Source organism: Lentzea kentuckyensis (assembly GCF_002150765.1).
Classification (GTDB): domain Bacteria; phylum Actinomycetota; class Actinomycetes; order Mycobacteriales; family Pseudonocardiaceae; genus Lentzea; species Lentzea kentuckyensis.
In genome coordinates this window covers 36,958-55,941 of record NZ_MUYM01000043.1, presented here as the reverse complement: position 1 = coordinate 55,941, position 18,984 = coordinate 36,958, and the positions used below count along the sequence as shown (strand labels likewise).

Sequence of the window (18,984 nt, the reverse complement as noted above, 5' to 3'; positions counted from 1 at the left end):
AGTCCACTTGGCACGGTTCTCGAACCCGATCCTGTCCGGCTCACACCCCGATCCGTCGGTGTGCCGGGCAGGATCGGACTACTACCTGATCACCTCCACCTTCGAGTACTTCCCGGGGCTGCCGGTCTTCCACAGCCGCGATCTGGTGCACTGGCGGCAGGTCGGGCACGTGCTGGACCGGCCGTCGCAGCTGCCGTTGCAGGGCGTGCGGGCCTCCGGCGGGTTGTACGCGCCGACGATCCGGCACCACGACGGCGTGTTCTACGTCGTGTGCACGTTGGTGCACGGCACGCGGGAGACCGGCAACTTCGTCGTGACGGCGAGCGATCCGGCCGGTCCCTGGTCGGAGCCGCACTGGCTGCCCGACGCCGACGGGTTCGACCCGTCGCTGTTCTTCGACTCCGACGGCCGCGCGTGGTGGACCGCGACCCGGGAGATCCGGGACGGCCGCACCGAGGTCTACCTGCGCGAGTTCGACCAGGAGACGCTGTCGCTGGCGGGCGAGGAGCACGTGCTGTTCCGCGGTGCGATGGCGGACTCGCGCTGGCTCGAAGCGCCTCATCTGTACAAAGTGGATGGACGATATGTGCTGGTGTGCGCGGAAGGGGGCACGGACTTCGAACATTCCGTGGTCGTGGCGTTCGCGGACGGCGTCACCGGTCCCTATGGCGGTTCGCAGCTGAACCCGGTGCTGACCCATCGCCACCTCGGCCGGTCGTACCCGATCGCGGCGACCGGTCACGCGGACCTGGTGTGCACGCAGCACGACGAGTGGTACGCGGTGCTGCTCGCGACACGTCCTTACGGTGGCTATCACTACAACCTCGGCCGGGAGACGTTCCTGGTCCCGGTGTCGTGGGAGAACGGCGGTCCGGTGTTCAGCCCTGGCACCGGTCGGGTCGAGGACTCGTATCCCGTCCCGGACCTGCCACCGCATCCGTGGCCGGAGGTGGCTGGCGACTTCTCGTCACCGGTGCTCGATCCGGCCTGGATGTTCCTGCGCACACCGGAATCGGACTTCTGGTCGTTGACCGAACGACCCGGCCACCTGCGCCTGCGCGTCCGGCCGGAGTCGCTCACCGATCTCGTCAACCCGAGCCTGGTGGTGCGGCGCCAGCAGCACCAGTCGTTCCACGCCTCCTGCGAACTGGACTTCGCGCCCGCCGGTCGTGGCGAGGCCGCCGGACTGGTGCTCCTGCAGAACGACGACCACCACGTCCGGCTGCTGCTCGGTACCGGCCGCGAGGTCACCCTCGTCCGCCGGTCCGCTGGCCAGGACGAGGTGCTCGCCAGGGCCCAGGCCGGCGAGGGTGTCGTGCGGCTCGGGGTGGAGGCCCGCGGGCAGGAACACCAGGCGCTGGTCGACGGGCAGCCGCTCGGTGCGCCGTTCGACGGCCGGTTCCTGAGCACGCCGGTGGCCGGTGGGTTCACCGGCGTGCACATCGGGCTCTACGCCACCAGCAACGGCGAGCCGAGTGACTCGTGGGCCGACTTCGCGAGCTTCACCTACCGCACGGACACGGCGACCGAGGGGGAGTAGTACAGCTTGCCGTGCGTGGCCACCCGCACGACCGCCCACCAGTGCGCGCCCCGGCGAGCCGTGGATGTCGCGGTGGCGGTCACCGGCACGGTGATCTTGCCTCCGGGCGGGATCGCGAACGGCTGGGTGCGCGGGCCGATGGTGATGTCGTGGTCCCAGGTGCCGAACGGGCTGATCACCGTGACCTCGCCGTGCACCTCGCTCTGCGTCCGGTTCTGCAGCGTCACCGGCAGCAGCGAGTGCTCACCGGGGCCGAGCAACAGCGCGCCCGCCCTGAGCAGGACCTCGACCAGGTCCCGGTCCGTGGTGGCGCCGGACACGACCTCGACGGTGTCCTCGAGCACCTGGCCGAGGTGGTCGCGGATGCGTGCGGAGTGCAGGTGCCGGCCCGGCCGGCCCTGCACGGTCGCGGTGAACTCGGCGAACTCGCCGGCGGCCAGGTCGTAGTCCCAGGACTGACCGCCGGTGAACTCCAGGCGCCCCTTGGCCGGGGTGCCGCTGCAGCTGACCGTGATCCGAGCCTGGGCGGACGCGCCGGGCGCCAGCCGGGTGAACGACGGGGTGACGTGCACGCTCACCGGCAGGTTTCCGACGGGAGCCGGACCGGAGTTGTGCCGCCAGTACCGCGTGTAGACCGGCTGGACCGCTTCGACGGATTCCGCGGGGGTGCTGGGGAGCGCGGTGGCGGGTACCAGTCGCAGCGTCGCCACGTCCGCCGCGGCCAGCTCCACCGATGTCTGTCCGGAGTGGACGGTCAGCGGTTCGAGGTCGCGTTGCTCCAGCAGATCCGTGCGGTGGGCCGCGGCCAGACCGCCGTACAACGAGACCGTCGCGGTCACCGGCGTCCCGGCCGACTCGTACAGCCGCACCGAGAGGTCCGTGCTGTGGTCGTCGGCGCAGGAGGCGAGCGGATTGCCGCGGGTCTTGGCCGCGGTCAGCAGCACGTTCGGCGGTGACACGGCCAGCAGGCCGAGTTCGGATGGCAGATCCCCCGCCGTGGACGGCACCTGGAGGGCGTGCACCGGGTGGTTGACGTCCTGGCCGGCCATGGCGAACCCGGCCTGCCGCCAGTCGCCAGCCCCGGAAAGCAGGCTCAGGTCGAACGTGTGGGACCAGTGCTGCCAGGCGAAGCTCGACCCGTCCGGCACCGTGCGGCGCTCGCCGTCGATCCACACCTCGGCCGGCCAGCCGCTGCACGACCGCATGAGCGACACGTGCAACGTGCCGTCCGGTGCCACGACGAACCCCGGCGTGCCGCGGTTGACCACGGCCACCGAGTGGTCGACGGCGGGATCGGTGGTGCTGCCGGGCACCTCGACGCAGCCGTCGGCGAGGTCGTCGATCAGGGCGTCCACGTCGGTCACGATCAGCACCGGCAGGTCACGTGGACCGCGCAGGTCGGCGTCCGGCACCCACTGCTCGGCCCGTGGCCGTACGGCGGGCACGAACACCCTGCCGTGGGCCTCCAGCGTCTCGCGGCTGCCGGGTGCGAAGGCCAGCACCGAGTTGGTGAAGTCGTTGTGCCCGACCACGATCCGCACGTCGGGCAGGTTGGAGTCGACGTCGAGCGAACCGTAGCGCGGACCGGACGGACGGGTGCAGGTGGCGGTGACACCCTTGGCGGCCAACGCGGCCAGCAGGGCTCGCCCGTCGTCGGCGACTACCTCGGCGACCCCGATGGCGTGCAGCACGCCGTCGGTGAGCCGCAGCCGGACGGTGGCGGAGAGGCCCGCCCAGGTGTGCGCCGGGCTGTCCAGCGTCCACAGGTGCTCGGCGGCGTCGACGTCGGGGAAGCCGAACGACCGGCCCACCGCGGCGAACCCGACCTCGGCCACCGGCAGCGTGCCGGGCAGGTCGAAGGCGAACCTGCTGCGCAGCAACCGGTCCTGGCCGATCGAACCGTCCACGAAGGACCGGACGTCGACCCGCGCCACGCCGTGCCACAGCGTCACCCGCTGGGTGATCCGCAGATCACCGAGGACCGTGCGACTGACCAGGCGTTCGCCGATCGGGCTTGTCTCGGCGTGCACCTCGGCTGCTTCCGCGCTCACCCCGGGGCCCTTGGGCAGCAGGTGCCACGGCCCCTCACCCCACACGGGATGGCCGGGATGTTCCTCCTGCACCACGAACTCCGCCGCGAGACCGCCGGGACGCACCAGCTCGCGGCCGGCCTGCCGGTCGTAGACGCTCGTCAGCGCGCCACCCCTGGCCGGATCGGCCTGGACGATGAACGTGTCGGAGGCGATCGCCACGCCGTCGCGCGGCATCCAGGTCGGCGGTACCGACGAGGCGTCGGTCACGCGGTACACCCGGTACCCGGTCGCGGGCACCTGCCGGGCCAGGAACGTCAGCGTCAGTTCGAGCGTGCCGTCCTGGTGCCGGACCACGGATTCGGTGACCGCGGTGACCTCCTGACCGTCGGCGTCGCGGACGCGAGCTCCCCGGAAACCGGGCAGGCGCAGCGTCACCGTGGCGAGGGCGTCCCGCGCGAAGGCCAGGGTGTTGACGACGATCACCGCCTCACCCGCGCCGGTCGTGTCGGCGCGGGAGGCCAGGTGCGAGATCGCGCCGGTCAGCACGGACCGGCCGAGCTCGTCCGCCTCCCGCCACCCGGTGAGCAGGTCGAGGTAGACCTGGTCGGACTCGGTACCGGTGATGGCGTCGTGGTGCGCGCCGTAGATCAGCTGGCGCCAGGCCTTGTCCAGCGCGAAAGCCGGGTAGCCGGCGCCCAGCAACGTCGTGACCGCCGCCATCCGTTCGCCGTCGAGCACCGCGACCTCGGCCGCGCGCTGCGCCTGCTTGGTGTCGATGTACGAGACGTCCTTGCCGGTGTAGACGGGGTTCATGTCCCTGGTCTGCGGGCTGAACGTCACCGAGCGCGCCGAGGCGTCCGCGCGCACGGCGGCGAAGAAGTCGCGCGGGAGGCCGACCACGAACCGCGGCCAGACGTACTTCTCGTTCCAGGCCCGGTGGATCTGAGTGCAGAACCGGGACGGCACGTTGTGGTCGTGTCCCACCGGCAGCAGCACGTTGCGGGTGGCCGCGACCTTGCGCAACGTGCTGAACTGCCGGTAGGCCTCGGCCATCGCCTCGTCCAAAGTGGACTTGCGTTCGATGTCCCAGCCGGCCACGTAGTGATCGGCCAGGTAGGCGGTGAGCACACCGCGACCGCTCGGTGAGATCCACTCGAACTCGGACGGGAACTGCATCCTGGTGATGTCACCGGTGTGCCGCTTGGCCCCGACGTGATGCCACGGCCCGCGCGCCCACACGCTGGAGTCGAGTCCCGCGTCGGCCATCAGCCCCGGATACGACGGGTCGTGCCCGAACACGTCGAGCATCCAGGCGGACCGCGGATCCGCACCCAGCACGTCCCGCTGGAAACCGACGCCGTAGACCGCGTTGCGGACGGTCGACTCGGGATGCGTCAGGTTCGTGTTGGCCTCGTTGTAGTTGCCGCCGACGATCTCGATCCTGCCCTCGCGCAGGAACCGGCGCAGGTCGTGCCGGTCGCGGGGGAACGCGTCCCAGTGCGGCTTGAGGTAGTCGACCTCGGCGAGCACGAACCGGTAGTCCTCGTCCTCCCTGGCGGCGTCGAGGTGCGCGCGGACCAGGTCGAACGCCGAGAGTTGGAACGGCATCCGCTTGGCCTGCGCGCCCGGCAGGTCGAGCCACGTCTCGGTGAAGCCCGCCTGGGTGTTCCACCACACCGGGTCGTAGTGGAAGTGCGAGACCATCCACATCGTCCAGCCGGTCTCCGCCACGGTCACCGTGACGTCCCAGGCCGCAGGCGGATCACCGCTCACCGGGGCGACGAGCACGGCCGCCGGATACGACGTGCCCGCCGTGACCGGCGCGGAGAAGACCACGCCGACCTCGACCTCGACGTCCTCCGGCCCCACCCGCACCGGTTGCGGTGTGCGGACGAGCGGACCGGAGATCCGCACCCACGCCGATTCGCGTCGCGGCACCGCGAGGGTGACGCGAACCAGTTGGCGTGGAGCGGAAACCGGCCCGACGAACAGATCCGTGCTTTCGACGACGACCCCGGTGTTGCTTGGCACGGTGTTACTTGGCCCCGTTCAGTGCGGCCTCGGCGTCGCGGAAGTACTGCGCGACGGCGTCGGGAATGGACATCTTGCCGAACGCGATCTGCTTGGCCGCCGCGTCGAGCGCGCTCTTCGCGTCGTTGTAGCCGGGCGGCGCGGTCGGTGCGGGCGGCAGCCCGTCCTTCGCCACCTGGTCGGCGGCGTACTGCGCGTAGGTCACGTCCCGCTTGTCGGCCGCACTCAGCGACGGCGTCAGGGTTTCCAGCGCCTTGCCCGACGGCGGGATGCCGCGCGACAGGGCCATCGCCTTGATCGCGTCGACGTCGCTGATGAAGAAGTCGATCAGCTTGGCCGCGCCCTCCGCGTTCTTGCTCTTGACCGGGACGGAGAGCAGCACACCACCGCTGATGGCCTGCCCGGTCTTGCCGTTGCTACCGCGCGGCACGATCACGATGTCGAGCTGGTGCTGGGTCAGCGGTGCCATCTGCGCGAGTCCCCAGCCCGTGGTCATCGCGATCTGCCCGGAGATCAACGGGTGGTTGCCGGTCGCCGAGTCGGTGTTGGAGAGCATCTCGGGCGGGCAGATGGCGCCGGACTTGCGCAGTCCGTCCCAGAAGGTGAACCACTCGGCCAGGTCGTCCTTCGTGAAGGCGAGCTTGCCCTCGGCGTTGTAGAGGTCCTTGCCGCGCTGCCGCAGCCACGGCTGCAGGGCACCGGAGTCGTCCTTGGACGCGTCCAGCGAGCCGTACTTGCCCTGTCCCATGGCCTTCGACAGCTCACCGGCGATCTTCGCGAAGTCGTCCCACGTCCAGGTGTCGGCGGGCACCGGGATCTTCGCCGTCTCGAAGACGGTCTTGTCGTAGAGGACGGGGGCGATACCGGAACCGGACGGGACGCCGTAGGGCTTGCCGCCCACCGCTCCCGCCGAGCGCACCGCGGGGTACAGGGTGTCCAGGTGGATCGTGTCGGGGATGTACGACGACAGGTCGGTCAGCACGCCCTTGGCCGCGTAGGTGCTGACGAGCGCGGTGTCCATCTGGAAGATGTCCGGCGGGTTGCCGCCCGCGAACTCGGTGTTGAGCTTGTTGAAGTACCCGTCGTAGCCCGAGTACTGGGCGTCCACCTTGATGCCGGTCTTCTCGGTGAAGATCTTCAACGCCGCCTGGTAGGCCTTGTTTCGCGCTTCACCGCCCCACCAGCGGAACGTCAGCGAGTTGCTCGCCGCGCCACCGCTGCTGGTCGGCGCGAAACCACAGCCGGCGACCGAGGCCGCGGCCAGGCCGCCGGCCAGGCCGAAGAGCCCTCTCCTGGAAATGGACATGCGTTGGTCCTTTCTTGGCGGTGAAAGGTGTTACTTGATGCCGGTGGTGGCGACACCGTCGACGATGCGGCGTTGCGAGGCGAGGAAGACGGCGATGGTGGGCACGAGGGTGACCACGGACATCGCGAGCATCCCGCCGTAGCTGGAGCCGCTGGCCCGGTCCACGAAGGCGTTGAGGCCCAGCGGCGCGGTGTAGCGGGAGTGGTCGGACAGGTAGACCAGCTGGCGCAGGAAGTCGTTGAACGTCCAGATGAACGTGAGGATCGTGGTGGTGATCAGCGCGGGCCTCATGAGCGGCAGGACGATGCTGAAGAACACCCGCACGTGCCCCGCGCCGTCCAGTGCCGCCGCCTCGTCCAGCTCGCGCGGGATGCCGCGGATGAACTGCACCATCAGGAAGATGAAGAAGGCGTCGTAGGCGAGCAGGTACGGGACCACCAGCGGCAGGAACGTGTTGATCCAGTTCAGCTGGTAGAAGATCGCGTACTGGGGGATCAGGGTCGCCTGGAACGGCAGCATCATCGTGCCGAGCATCACCGCGAACCAGAACTTCCGGAACGCGAAGTCCAGGCGGGCGAAGGCGTACGCCGCCACCGAGCAGGACGCCACGTTCGCGATCACGGTGGCGATCGACACCGTCAGCGAGTTGCCCAGGTAGACGGTGAACGACGTGCCGGTGGCCGTCCAGCCGTTCACGTAGTTGGCGATGGTGAAGGCGAGCGGCAGCGGGTTCATCGTGGTGAAGATCTGGTTCTCCGGCTTGAACGACGCGCCGACCAGCCACACCATCGGATAGATCATCGCCACCAGCACGAGCAGCAGCAGAGCGTGCGCCCGCCAGTGGTTGCCCTTAGTCCGCATAGTTCACCCACTTGCGGGCCGACCAGAAGTAGACGGCCGTGAAGAGGCCGATCACGGCGAACAACACCCACGCCATCGCGGAGGCGTAACCCATCTGCATGCTGCCGAATCCCTTGAGGTACAGGTAAAGCGTGTAGAGCAGGGTCGAGTCGATCGGACCGCCCAGGCCGCCGGAGATCACGTAGGCCGGCGTGAACGTCTGGAAGGCGTTGATGGTCTCCAGCACGAGGTTGAAGAACACCATGGGGGACAGCAGCGGCAGCGTGATCCGGAAGAACGTCGTGATCCTGCCCGCGCCGTCGATCGCCGCCGCCTCGTAGAGGTCCTGCGGCAACTGCTTGAGCCCGGCCAGGAAGATCAGCATCGGCGTGCCGAACTGCCAGGCCGACAACGCCACCAGCGTCCAGATCGCGTAGCGCGGGTCGCCGATCCAGTCGGAGCCCTGCACGCCGAAGATCTTCAGGAACTGGTTGAGCAGACCCTCGCGGGAGAAGATCTGCCGCCACATCACCGACACCGCGACGCTCGCGCCCAGCAGGGACGGCAGGTAGAACGTCGCCCGGTAGAAGCCGAGCGCCTTCAGGCCGCGGTTGAGCGCGACGGCGACCAGCAGCGCGGCGGCGAGCTTGAGCGGTACAGAAGTGACGACGTACAGCAGCGTGACCTTGATCGACTGCAGATACCGCTCATCGGAGAACAACCGGACGTAGTTCTCCGCACCGATCCACTGTGGAGCGGTGAGCAGGTTGAACTTCGTGAGCGACAGGTACAGCGAGTACACCATCGGGATCAGCGTGAAGGCGAACAGGCCGATCAGCCAGGGCGCCAGGAAGGCGTAGCCGGCGAGGTTGTGCTTGTGCCGCTTGCGTTTGCGGACGGGTGTACCTGACATGTCGCTCCTGGGACGTCATCGCTGGACCACGGGGTCTTGCCGATGCCACGCACGGCTTTGCCAGTGGTCCGTCCCAGGGAGCTGGAAAGCGCTTTCCGGGGACTGTAGGAACCGAGTACGGGCCTGTCAAGACGATCTATGGGAAACCTTGTTCCCTGCGGGATCGGCGGAAGTTGTGACTTGACGCCGACCGGGTCGGGAAGTTTACGTTTTAACCAACTAGGCGGGTCCCAGCCGCACCGCACACGTGAACGAAGGAGAGGGAACGCACTCCGGCCACGCACGCCCATCTCCGCCAACGAACTCGGGCGAGCGACCCGCGAGGAGTACCGATGACCGCCGCCGCGGTGTATTTGCCGAGCCAGCACGCGAGCGTGCACGACCTGCCGGACGACGACGAAGAGCTGCGCGCGGTGCTCGCGCGGGCGGTGTCCGCGGCGATCGGCCGGCAGCGCCCGGACGGCAACCTCGAGGACATCGCCGCGGACGATGACATCGGTGACATGTCGCTGGGTGTGGTGTCCCTGCTGTGCCTGGCCTGGCACCGCGGCGACCGGCGCGACCCCGAGCTGGCGGACGCCGTGCGACGCGGCCTGGACTTCGTGCTGGCCAAGAGGGTCTTCCGCACCGACAACCCCGGCGAGCCGTTCCTGCTCGTGCGCGACAGCGGTCTGCCGTACGCCCGTTACGTGATCGAGACCGGGGAACATCCGTTCGGCGACTGGCCGAGCACCGTCTGGGCACTGCTGCACGCGGTCAACGTGCTGGAGTTCGGCCGCGAGCTGATCACCGTGACCCAGTGGGCCGCTCTCGCGGACGTGGCGGCCGGCTTCTGGCGCTGGCTGACGGAAGCGAGCATGTTCAACCCCCAGCAGACGGCGAACCAGGCGATCGGTGCCGTGGTGGGCGGTTTGACGCTGGGGCGGTTGTTGTCCGAAAAGTCCATCGTGGACGTTGCGATGTTCCTGTACCACAGCGAGATCAGGACCAAGCGCGTCGTCGACCGCGAGCTCCGGCTGCCCGTCGAGCACGGCGCCGGGCACGACCAGAACTACCTGCCCATCTCCCTCACGTTCCTGGCAAGGGCTTACCAGGTGAGCGGCGAACAGTGTTTCCTCGACGACGGCGACGAGATCGCCAGGCACCTGGAGACGCGGCTGTCCGCCCGCGGGTTCGACTACGGCGGGCCCCGCTACAGCGAGCAGCACTGCGGCTGCGAGGGCATGCTCGGCCTGCGGTTCTTCAGCGGCCGCGTCCAGGCCGAGCTCGGACGCTACCTCGGCGACCGGCGGGTGGCCTACTACTGCGCGAGCACGCCCGGCCTGCCGAGCGGGCACTTCGCGTTCGCCACCGTGTGGTTCTTCCTCGACGAAAGCGAGTGGTACCGCGCGCCGGCCGGGGCCCCGGTGCACACCCGGTACTCGCTGCGGCACGACAAGGTCTCGGTGTCGCTGACCGGGCAGCTCACCCCGTACCTGATCGACGCCGGCGGGACCGCCGTGATCGAGTCGGTCGTCGACCACCAGCACGGCATCGGGCCGCTGGTGAGCTACGCCGACGGCCGCAGGACGCTGCTCACCCGGCCGCTCGGCCCGGTCCGGGTGCGGGACGTGATCGAAGGCAGGTTCGGCGCCAAACTGGTCACCAAGGCGGTCGTGAGCTGGGACCAGGTCATGCTCTCGGTCCAGCAGTTGTACGTCACCGACGGCGAACGCCTGCACCTGATCGCCGTGCTGGACCGCGCCGCACTGCCGGCGGACGCGGAGCTGAACTTCCTCGCGGGTCTGCCCTACGCGACCGCGGAGGGTTCCCGGCAACGTCGCATCCGGACGGTCAGCGAGCCCGGTGGCGACCCGTTCGACCTGGCCGACCCCTGGCGTTCGTTCAGCACTGGCGGGACGTTGCTCGCCGACGGGCTCGCGCTCAGCGCGGCAGGCGGGCTGCGGGTGGAGAACCCGCCGGACGGCCCGGCGTTCTTCAACAACCAGCGGACCGCCGGCATGACCCAGGAACAGCTGTCGTTCTGGCTCGGCGACGACCCGAGGGGCTATGGAAATCCGGACGCGGGCTGGCGGCGCGTGATCGCGACCAACCACGTGCTGGCTGATCCGATCGCCGACACGCCGTACGGCCGCGCCGTGTTCGCCCTGTGCTACGGGCCTGAACCGATCGAGCTGGAGGTGTCGGCGGAGGAGGTCGTGAACGGCGTGCACGTGCGCACCCCGTTCTTCACGGCGGTGGTCGGTCATTCCGCGGGTGATGTGGGCGGCGAGCCGGTGCTGCGCCTCGCCACACGGTGAACTGTTAACGCTCACATCACCTCGACTTCGAGTACGGTCACGTGCCGTTGCGTATTGTGCACCAAAATCCCCGTGCCGCCACACGTGTCCTTAACGGACCATTGGGAGCGTTAACATGACCACCGCCGCTGAGGGGTTCGACCGCAGAGCTCTCTTGCGTCGTTCGGCGATGTTGTCCGCCGGCCTGCTGATCGGCCCGGCCGCACTGGATCGGGCCCTGGAAGCGAGCGCCGCCGAGCTGCCGACCGGCGCGGCGCCCTTCGTCGACTCCTACCGCACGAACGTCCTGGCCAACCAGACGCCGGAGACCAACGCCGCCGTGCGCGCCCTGTCCGGGATGCAGGATCTCTGGCGTACCGGCAGCAGCTGGAACAACGGCGTCGTGCTCGACCGGAGCGTGCTCACGGCCAACGTCCGGCACGTCGCGCGGATCACCGCCGCACGCACCGCAGACCAGGCCAAGCGAGCGTTCATCGTGGACCGTCAGCATCAGAGTTACAGCGCGATCGGAGGCCTCGGCCCGCTGGCCGAGCTGTACAAGGCGGGCGCCAAGGCCGTCACCGGCATCACCACCGCGCCGGACGGCACGCCACCATCCACTGTGGACGACAAGCTGCCGCCGGACGCCCCGGCGGGATCGGCGCTCGGCGCGGGTTCGCCGGACTCCGCGCTGGGCCAGGTCGTGCTCCTGGTCAACACGCTGCGCGGGCAGTTCGCCTCCGGCAACCCGTCGAAGTACGCCTACCAGTACCCGCGGCCGTGGCGGATGACCCCGGACAGCACGGTGGACCCGACGGGGGAGACCGACGAGTTCGGGTACCCGGTGTACCGCTCCGACGTCGTGGTCGCCCCGCAGCTGCTGCGCCAGCGCAACCTCAGCCCGGCCGACGACGGGGGCTACCCGAGCGGGCACACCAACGCGCTGCACCTGGCCTGCCTGGCGCTGGCCTACGCGATCCCCGAACGCTTCCAGGAGTTGGTGACCAGGGCGTTCGACACGGCCGACATGCGGATCGTGGCGGGCATGCACTCCCCGGCGGACGTCATCGGCGGGCGGATCCTGGCGACCGCGCTCGCCGCCGCCACGCTCGCGGACCCGCAGAACGCGACGCTCAAGGCCGCCGCCAGGGCGCAGGCGAGCGAGTACTTCCGCCAGCACGCCGCCGGCGACCTGTTCGGCCACGCGCATTCGGCCGGCACCGACACCGACCCGTACGCCGACCGGGAGGCGAACGCCGCGCTCGTCACGCCGCTGCTGACCTACGGGCTGCCCAAGACCGGTCGTCGCGTCGCGATGACCGTGCCGAAGGGCGCGGAGGTGCTGCTGGAAACCCGTCAGCCGTACCTCACCGCGAACCAGCGGCGGGAAGTCCTGCGCACCACCGCACTCCCGTCCGGGCACGCGCTGCTCGACGGCCCCGAGCAGTGGGGCAGGCTCAACCTCTTCGCCGCGGCTGACGGCTTCGGCGCGTTCGACTCGGACGTGCGTGTCGAGATGGACGCCAACCGCGGCGGTTTCCACGCCGCGGACACCTGGCACAACGCGATCGGTGGTCGCGGTGGTCTGGTCAAGCGGGGCACCGGTGCCCTGACGCTGGCCGGTGCCAACAGCTACACCGGCGCGACCCGCGTCGAGGGCGGCACGCTCGTGGCCGGTTCGGCCGCCGCGCTCGGCAAGGGAGACGTCGAACTGCGGTCGGGCACTCTCCGGCTGGACACCGCGGTCCGGGTGCGCAGCTACCGGCAGGCTTCCGGATCGGTGCTGGCCGTGACGCTGCGCAAGGGTGGCTGCGCACCCCTGACCGCCGGTCGCCCGGTCACCTTGGCGAGCGGCAGCATGCTGGAGCTCACGCTGGAGGACGTGCCGGCGGGCGCCGTCGTCCCGGTGCTCGCCGCACCCGTGCTGGCCGGCCGGTTCGCCCGGATCACCGTCACCGGTGGGGAGCGCCGGGTGCAGGCCAACTACAGCCTGGCCGGCCTCTCGGTCCGCGTTCTGGACTGACGCTTCTACCGACGTCTGCAAGTGCCGCTCGCCGCGGTGCTTGCAGACGTTTGCTGTTTCGAAGGGGTGCGGGATTCCTCCCCGGCGGGATTCGTCTACACAGGACTGTTGTCGAACCGCTACACCACGTTCGACGATTCTGTTCGACGCCATTCGACTGCGTTGCTTGACGCTCGGGAAGGCCCGATGCAGACTCCGGAAAGCGTTTTCCAGCCGACGGGGTCAGGAGTTCATGAGCGCTCTAGACGAACTGCGTCAGCTGCGTCACGGCGGCGTGCAGGTGCGCAAGCGGGACAACAAGGCCGCCTTCTGGTTCCTTGCGCCCTGGTTCGCCGGACTGGTCTTCATCACGGTCGGTCCGGTGCTCGCGTCCTTCGGTCTCGGCTTCACGAAGTACAACCTGATCCAGCCGCCGAAGTTCATCGGTTTCGCCAACTTCGCGCGGATCTTCAGCGACGAGCGGTTGCACAACGCTCTGCGCGTCACCTTCACCTACGTGCTCGTGTCCGTACCGCTGCAGCTGGCGTGCGCACTCGGGGTGGCGCTGCTGCTCGACCGGGGCCTGCGCGGGCTCGCGTTCTACCGCTCGGCGTTCTACCTGCCGTCGCTGCTCGGGTCGAGTGTGGCGATCGCGGTGCTGTGGACCCAGGTCTTCGGCGCCGAAGGTCTGCTGAACCGCGTGCTGGGGTTCTTCGGCGTCGAGGGCAAGGGCTGGATCTCCGACCCGGACACCGCGCTGTCGACCCTGATCGTGCTGAACGTCTGGACGTTCGGCTCACCGATGATCATCTTCCTGGCTGGGCTGCGGCAGATCCCGGCGGTCTACTACGAGGCCGCCTCGATCGACGGCGCGAGCAGGTGGTCGCAGTTCTGGCGGATCACGTTGCCGCTGCTGTCGCCGATCCTGTTCTTCAACCTGGTGCTGCAGATCATCCACGCGTTCCAGTCGTTCACGCAGGCGTTCGTCGTCTCCGGCGGCACGGGAGGACCGTCGGACTCGACCATGTTCTACACGCTTTACCTGTACCAGCAGGGTTTCAGCCGGTTCGACATGGGTTACGCGTCCGCGCTGGCGTGGTTCCTGCTGCTGATCATCGCGGCGTTCACCGCGATCAACTTCTGGGCGGCGAAGTACTGGGTGTTCTATGACGACTAACCTCCGCCACACGCGATTCGTGAGCCGGCTTTCCACGCCGGTCAAGCACCTCGGCCTGGTCCTCTTCGGGTTCGTGATGCTCTACCCGGTGCTGTGGATGATCGTGAGCTCGTTGCGGCCAGGCGACGAGATCTTCCGCAGTCCCGGCCTGATCCTCGACAGCCTGCGGACCGAGAACTACGTCGAGGGCTGGAACGCCCTCACCCCGTCGTTCGGGACGTACCTGCTGAACTCGGCGATCCTGGTGCTGGGCTGCATCGTCGGCAACCTGGTGTCGTGCTCGATGGCGGCCTACGCCTTCGCCCGGCTGAACTTCAGCGGCAAGCGGTGGTGGTTCGGCATCATGCTCGGCACGATCATGCTGCCGATCCACGTGATCATCGTGCCGCAGTACGTGCTGTTCTCCCAGATCGGCTGGGTGAACACGTTCCTGCCGCTGATCGTGCCGAAGATCCTCGCCACGGACGCGTTCTTCGTGTTCCTGATGGTGCAGTTCATCCGCGGCCTGCCGCGCGAGCTGGACGAGGCGGCGCGCATCGACGGCTGCGGTCACCCGCGGATCTTCCTGCAGATCGTGCTGCCGCTGATGAAACCGGCGCTCGCCACCACGACGATCTTCACGTTCATCTGGACCTGGAACGACTTCTTCACCCAGCTGATCTACCTGACGGACCCGGACATGTACACGGTTCCGGTCGCCCTGCGCTCGTTCGTCGACTCGACGGTCGCCACGTCGTGGGGCTCTCAGTTCGCGATGAGCGTGGTGTCGCTCATCCCCATCTTCCTCGCCTTCCTCATCGGCCAGCGGTACCTCGTCAAGGGGATCGCCACGACCGGTGGCAAGTAGCCGAAAGGAACGGACATGGGTATTGGTCTCCGTCGCCGTACCGCGTTAACGGTCCTGGTCTCGCTCACAGCGTCGCTGCTCGCGGCGTGCGGGTCCGGCTCCGACGCCGGTGGCGAACTGACCGCGGAGCCGGTGACGCTGCGCTTCAGCTGGTGGGGCGCGGACGACCGGCACAAGCGGACCCAGAAGGTCATCGAGATGTTCCAGCAGAAGCACCCGAACATCACCATCAAGGGTGAGTTCAAGGAGTGGAACGGCTACTGGGACAGCCTCGCCACCACGATGGCGGCCAACGACGCGCCGGACATCATGCAGATGGACGAGCTGTACATCGCCTCCTACGCCGAGCGCGGCGCGTTGCTGGACCTCAACGAGTCCAAGAAGCACCTCGACACCTCGAACTTCGACCAGAAGGCGCTCGCCACCGGCGCCGTCGACGGCAAGCAGTACGGGCTGCCGGTCGGCCTCGGGATGTACTCGATCATGGTCAACACCGACCTGCTCGCGAAGTACAACATCCCGGTGCCCGACGACACGAAGTGGTCGTGGGACGACCTGAGGAAGATCGGCGAGCAGGTGTCCAAGGCCGGCGGTGGCCAGGTGTTCGGCGTGCAGTCGCCGGGGATCAACGACGCGGCGGGGCTGAGCATCCGGGCGCGCCAGCAGGGCAAGTCGATGTTCGACGCTCAGGGCAAGGTCGTCCTGCCGCAGGAGATCGCCCGGGACTACTGGCAGTACATCCTGGATCTGGCCAAGTCCGGGGTCGCGGCGTCGCCGTCGGTGACCATCGAGAAGGCCTCGGCCGGGCTGAACCAGTCGGCGACCGCGACCAACACCGCGGCGTTCGGCCTGTGGTGGAACACCCAGCTGACCGCGCTGACCGCCGCCAGCGGTGCCAAGCTGAAGCTGCTGCGGCTGCCGGGGGAGACGCAGGGCAAGTCGCCCGGCGCCTACTACAAGCCGTCGATGTTCTGGTCGGTGTCGGCGCGCTCCAAGCACCCGGCGGAGGCCGCCGCGTTCGTGAGCTTCCTGGCCAACGACGAGGAAGCGGCGAAGATCCTGCTGACCGAACGCGGCGTGCCCGCGAACCTGAAGATCCGCGAGGCGATCGCGGGCCAGCTCAAGGAAACCGACAAGGCGGCCAAGGAGTACCTCGACACCGTGCCGGTGAGCGACCCGCCAAGGATCACCCCGAACGGCGCCAGCACGCTCGACACGATCCTCAAGCGGCACACCGAGGACGTGCTGTTCGGCCGGACCACCCCGGACGCGGCGGCCGCGTCGTTCATCAAGGAAGTCCAGGCCGAAGTGGACGCGGCGAAGTGAGGCGCGCGGCCATCGTCGGTACGGGCGCGATCGCGACCTCCCACGCCGAGGCGTTGCGGTCGGCTGGGGATCGCATCGAGCTGGTCGCGGTGGTGGACGTGGACGCCGAGCGCGCCACCGCGTTCGCCGAGGAGTGGGGTGTGCCCCGCGTGCACCCCAGGCTGTCCACGTTGCTGGACGTGGAACAGCTCGACGTCGTGCACGTGTGCACGCCACCGCGTTCGCACGTGCCGTTGGCGCTCGAGTGCCTGGCCGCCAACGTGAACGTGCTCGTCGAGAAGCCGCCGGCGTTGTCGCTGAGCGAGATCGACACGCTGATCGCCGCCGAACGGAACTCGACCGGCCGGGTCGCCACGGTGTTCCAGCACCGCTTCGGCCCGGCCGCGGTCCGGTTGCGGCGGCTGGTCTCCGAGGGGGTGCTCGGCAGGTCGCTCGTGGCGAAGTCGGACACGCTCTGGTATCGCGGCGACGCCTACTTCGACGTGCCGTGGCGCGGGACGTGGGAGAGCGAGGGCGGCGGCCCGACGATGGGCCACGGCATCCACCAGTTCGACCTGTTGCTGTCCGTGCTGGGGCCGTGGCAGGAGATCCGCGCGGTCGCGGCGCGGCAGGCCAGGGACGTGCAGACCGAGGACGTGTCGATGGCGTTGGTGACGTTCGCCGACGGCACGGTCGCGTCGGTGGTCAACTCCCTGCTGTCGCCCCGGGAGACCTCGCAGCTGAGGTTCGACTTCGAGCGCGCCACGGTCGAGGTCGAGCACCTCTACGGCTACACCGACTCGGACTGGACGGTCACTCCCGCGCCTGGCCACGACGACGTCGTGGACCACTGGCGCGCGGAGCGGTCCGAGACGGCCAGCGGTCACGGGGGTCAGCTGGCGGCGTTCCTCGACGCGCTGGACAGTGGTGGGACGCCGCCGGTGACGCTGGCGGACACGCGCATCACCATGGAGTTCATCGCGGCCCTGTACGCCTCGGCGTTCACCGGCACCGCGGTGAAGGCCGGTCAGATCGGCCCGGACAGCCCGTTCTACGCGACGATGGAAGGAATCGGTGCCCCATGGGCGAACGCCCGGTGATCACTCGGCAGGACGACGAGGTGCTCGTCGTGTCGGTGGGCGACGTCGAGCTCTTCACCTACGTGCACCAGCCGTCGACCCCCGCGTTCGAGGGCCCGAAGCCCTACCTGCACCCCGTGCGGACGCTGGCCGGCGACGTGGTGACGGCGTTCCGGCCGCACGACCACCGCTGGCACAAGGGTGTGCAGATGACCGCGACCGACGTGTCGGGCGAGAACTTCTGGGGCGGCGTCACGTACGTCCGCGACCAGGGGTACGTGGCGCTGCCGAACGTCGGCACCATGCGGCACGAGGAGTTCACGGTCGCCTCCGACGAGCTTCGGGTGGACGAGTCGCTGTCCTGGTTCACCGAGGCCGGCGAGAACTGGGTGCGGGAGAACCGTTCCTTCACCGTGCGCGACGTCGAGGACGACGCCTGGACGCTGGAGTTCGCCACCGCTCTGACGAACCTGCGTGCGGAGCCGTTGATCTTCGGCAGCCCGACCACCAACGGCCGCGAGCTCGCGGGCTACACCGGTTTCTTCTGGCGCGGCCCGCGGTCGTTCACCGAAGGCACGGTCATCGCCGCCGACGGGGGATCCGGGCAGGAGATGATGGGCAAGGCCGCCCGCTGGCTCGCGTTCGTCGGCAACCACGACGAGGTGGACCGCTCGTCGACGATGTTGTTCATCGACCACCCGGACAACAAGAACACCCACTGGTTCGTCCGCAGCACGCCGTTCGCGGCGGTCAACCCGTCGTTCGCCTTCTTCGACACCGTGGAGGTGCCGCCCGGCGAGACGCTGGCCCTGCGCTACCGGCTCGTCGTGGCTTCCGGAGAGTGGGACCGCGAGCGCCTGGAGTCCTATGTGGAGGCTCACCCGTGGTGACGCCGTTTCCCGGCGGGGTGGGCATCTCCGGCCTGCGGGTGTACGACTGGCCGACGGTGGACGGGCTGTGCGGAGGCTCGCCGCACGTCCACCTCGCCTGCGCGGAGTGCTACTACGTGATCGGCGGTCAGGGCAGCGTGCAGACCCTGACCCCGCGCGGGTTCGCGTCGACCCCGTTGCGCGAGGGCACCGTCGCCTGGTTCACGCCAGGCACGATCCACCGCCTGGTCAACGACGGCGACCTGCGGATCATCGTCGTGATGCAGAACAGCGGCCTGCCAGAGGCGGGCGACGCGGTGTTCACGTTCCCGCCTTCAGTGCTCGCCGACCCGTCGGAGTACGCGGCGCGCGCTCAGGCCGGTGACGAGGAGTCCGCCCAGCGCCGTCGCGACCTGGCCCTGGAAGGGTTCCTGGAGCTGCGGCGCCGCGTCGGCGCCGGCGATTCCGCGGCGCTGGAGGACTTCTACCGTTCCGCCGTGAGCCTGAAGCAGGACGTCCTCGACGCGTGGGAGAAGCGCTGGCGGGAAGGCGCGCTGGCGTCCGCCGAACGCACCGGCGTGCACCTGGACCGGTTGCGGGACGGCGACATCGGGCACCTGGCCGAGGCCGACATCCACGTGATGCGTGCGGAAGGACCGCAGCGACTCGGCATGTGCGGCCGGCTGGACGTGCACGACCCGGCCGACGGGAGATCGCCGCACGACTGAGCGACTCACAACTGGGCGACTCACAACTGGGCGAC

General features: G+C 69.0%; 13 protein-coding genes. 9 read left to right on the top strand and 4 right to left on the bottom strand.

Features of this window, described 5'->3' with window-relative positions:
- The first annotated feature begins 7 nt into the window (after positions 1 to 7).
- Positions 8 to 1,540: a glycoside hydrolase family 43 protein gene (locus B0F77_RS21270; protein WP_086664700.1), complete on the top strand. Its 1,533-nt coding sequence runs from the start codon at positions 8 to 10 to the stop codon at positions 1,538 to 1,540.
- Here the strand turns inward: B0F77_RS21270 and B0F77_RS21265 are convergent.
- From B0F77_RS21265 to B0F77_RS21250, 4 genes are read right to left on the bottom strand one after another with little or no spacing between them, the layout of a single operon-like run.
- A complete protein-coding gene (locus B0F77_RS21265; RefSeq protein WP_086664699.1) occupies positions 1,507 to 5,604 on the bottom strand; it encodes a glycoside hydrolase family 38 N-terminal domain-containing protein in 4,098 nt (1,365 codons plus the stop codon). The two genes, B0F77_RS21270 and B0F77_RS21265, sit on opposite strands and share 34 nt — an antisense overlap.
- Before the next feature lie 4 nt (positions 5,605 to 5,608).
- Positions 5,609 to 6,910: an ABC transporter substrate-binding protein gene (locus tag B0F77_RS21260; RefSeq protein WP_086664698.1), complete on the bottom strand. Its 1,302-nt coding sequence runs from the start codon at positions 6,908 to 6,910 to the stop codon at positions 5,609 to 5,611.
- 30 nt (positions 6,911 to 6,940) lie between these two features.
- Entirely contained in the window at positions 6,941 to 7,771 is an 831-nt protein-coding gene (locus B0F77_RS21255) for a carbohydrate ABC transporter permease (protein ID WP_086664697.1), read from the bottom strand.
- A complete protein-coding gene (locus tag B0F77_RS21250; protein ID WP_086664696.1) occupies positions 7,761 to 8,663 on the bottom strand; it encodes a carbohydrate ABC transporter permease in 903 nt (300 codons plus the stop codon). The genes B0F77_RS21255 and B0F77_RS21250 overlap by 11 nt, the downstream gene beginning before the upstream one ends.
- A gap of 332 nt (positions 8,664 to 8,995) precedes the next feature.
- Here B0F77_RS21250 and B0F77_RS21245 point away from each other — a divergent pair, with 332 nt between their 5' ends.
- The 8 genes from B0F77_RS21245 to B0F77_RS21210 all read left to right on the top strand — a co-directional run bounded on the left by B0F77_RS21245 (position 8,996) and on the right by B0F77_RS21210 (position 18,949).
- On the top strand, positions 8,996 to 10,963 hold the full coding sequence (locus tag B0F77_RS21245; protein WP_086664695.1) for a hypothetical protein: 1,968 nt from the start codon (positions 8,996 to 8,998) through the stop codon (positions 10,961 to 10,963).
- Between the two features lie 115 nt (positions 10,964 to 11,078).
- Entirely contained in the window at positions 11,079 to 12,965 is a 1,887-nt protein-coding gene (locus B0F77_RS50580; protein ID WP_086664694.1) for a phosphatase PAP2 family protein, read from the top strand.
- 232 nt (positions 12,966 to 13,197) lie between these two features.
- On the top strand, positions 13,198 to 14,121 hold the full coding sequence (locus tag B0F77_RS21235) for a carbohydrate ABC transporter permease (protein WP_086664693.1): 924 nt from the start codon (positions 13,198 to 13,200) through the stop codon (positions 14,119 to 14,121).
- 19 nt (positions 14,122 to 14,140) lie between these two features.
- Positions 14,141 to 14,968, top strand: a complete 828-nt coding sequence (locus tag B0F77_RS21230) for a carbohydrate ABC transporter permease (RefSeq protein WP_245848498.1) — start codon at positions 14,141 to 14,143, stop codon at positions 14,966 to 14,968.
- Between the two features lie 15 nt (positions 14,969 to 14,983).
- Positions 14,984 to 16,294 (top strand): ABC transporter substrate-binding protein, encoded by a 1,311-nt coding sequence (locus B0F77_RS21225; RefSeq protein WP_086664691.1) that lies wholly within the window; start codon positions 14,984 to 14,986, stop codon positions 16,292 to 16,294.
- Entirely contained in the window at positions 16,291 to 17,373 is a 1,083-nt protein-coding gene (locus B0F77_RS21220; RefSeq protein ID WP_086664690.1) for a Gfo/Idh/MocA family protein, read from the top strand. Before B0F77_RS21225 ends, B0F77_RS21220 begins: the two co-directional genes overlap by 4 nt.
- Entirely contained in the window at positions 17,355 to 18,242 is an 888-nt protein-coding gene (locus B0F77_RS21215) for a DUF6807 domain-containing protein (RefSeq protein ID WP_086664689.1), read from the top strand. Before B0F77_RS21220 ends, B0F77_RS21215 begins: the two co-directional genes overlap by 19 nt.
- A complete protein-coding gene (locus B0F77_RS21210) occupies positions 18,236 to 18,949 on the top strand; it encodes a cupin domain-containing protein (protein ID WP_245848496.1) in 714 nt (237 codons plus the stop codon). The genes B0F77_RS21215 and B0F77_RS21210 overlap by 7 nt, the downstream gene beginning before the upstream one ends.
- Positions 18,950 to 18,984 lie beyond the last annotated feature (35 nt).

What these genes read in the sequence shown, in the direction of transcription:
- B0F77_RS21260 (WP_086664698.1), bottom strand. Translation starts at nt 6,910, where the DNA reads ATGTCCATTTCCAGGAGAGGGCTCTTCGGCCTGGCCGGCGGCCTGGCC.
- B0F77_RS21255 (WP_086664697.1), bottom strand. Translation starts at nt 7,771, where the DNA reads ATGCGGACTAAGGGCAACCACTGGCGGGCGCACGCTCTGCTGCTGCTC.
- B0F77_RS21250 (WP_086664696.1), bottom strand. Translation starts at nt 8,663, where the DNA reads ATGTCAGGTACACCCGTCCGCAAACGCAAGCGGCACAAGCACAACCTC.
- B0F77_RS21245 (WP_086664695.1), top strand. Translation starts at nt 8,996, where the DNA reads ATGACCGCCGCCGCGGTGTATTTGCCGAGCCAGCACGCGAGCGTGCAC.
- B0F77_RS50580 (WP_086664694.1), top strand. Translation starts at nt 11,079, where the DNA reads ATGACCACCGCCGCTGAGGGGTTCGACCGCAGAGCTCTCTTGCGTCGT.
- B0F77_RS21235 (WP_086664693.1), top strand. Translation starts at nt 13,198, where the DNA reads ATGAGCGCTCTAGACGAACTGCGTCAGCTGCGTCACGGCGGCGTGCAG.
- B0F77_RS21225 (WP_086664691.1), top strand. Translation starts at nt 14,984, where the DNA reads ATGGGTATTGGTCTCCGTCGCCGTACCGCGTTAACGGTCCTGGTCTCG.
- B0F77_RS21215 (WP_086664689.1), top strand. Translation starts at nt 17,355, where the DNA reads ATGGGCGAACGCCCGGTGATCACTCGGCAGGACGACGAGGTGCTCGTC.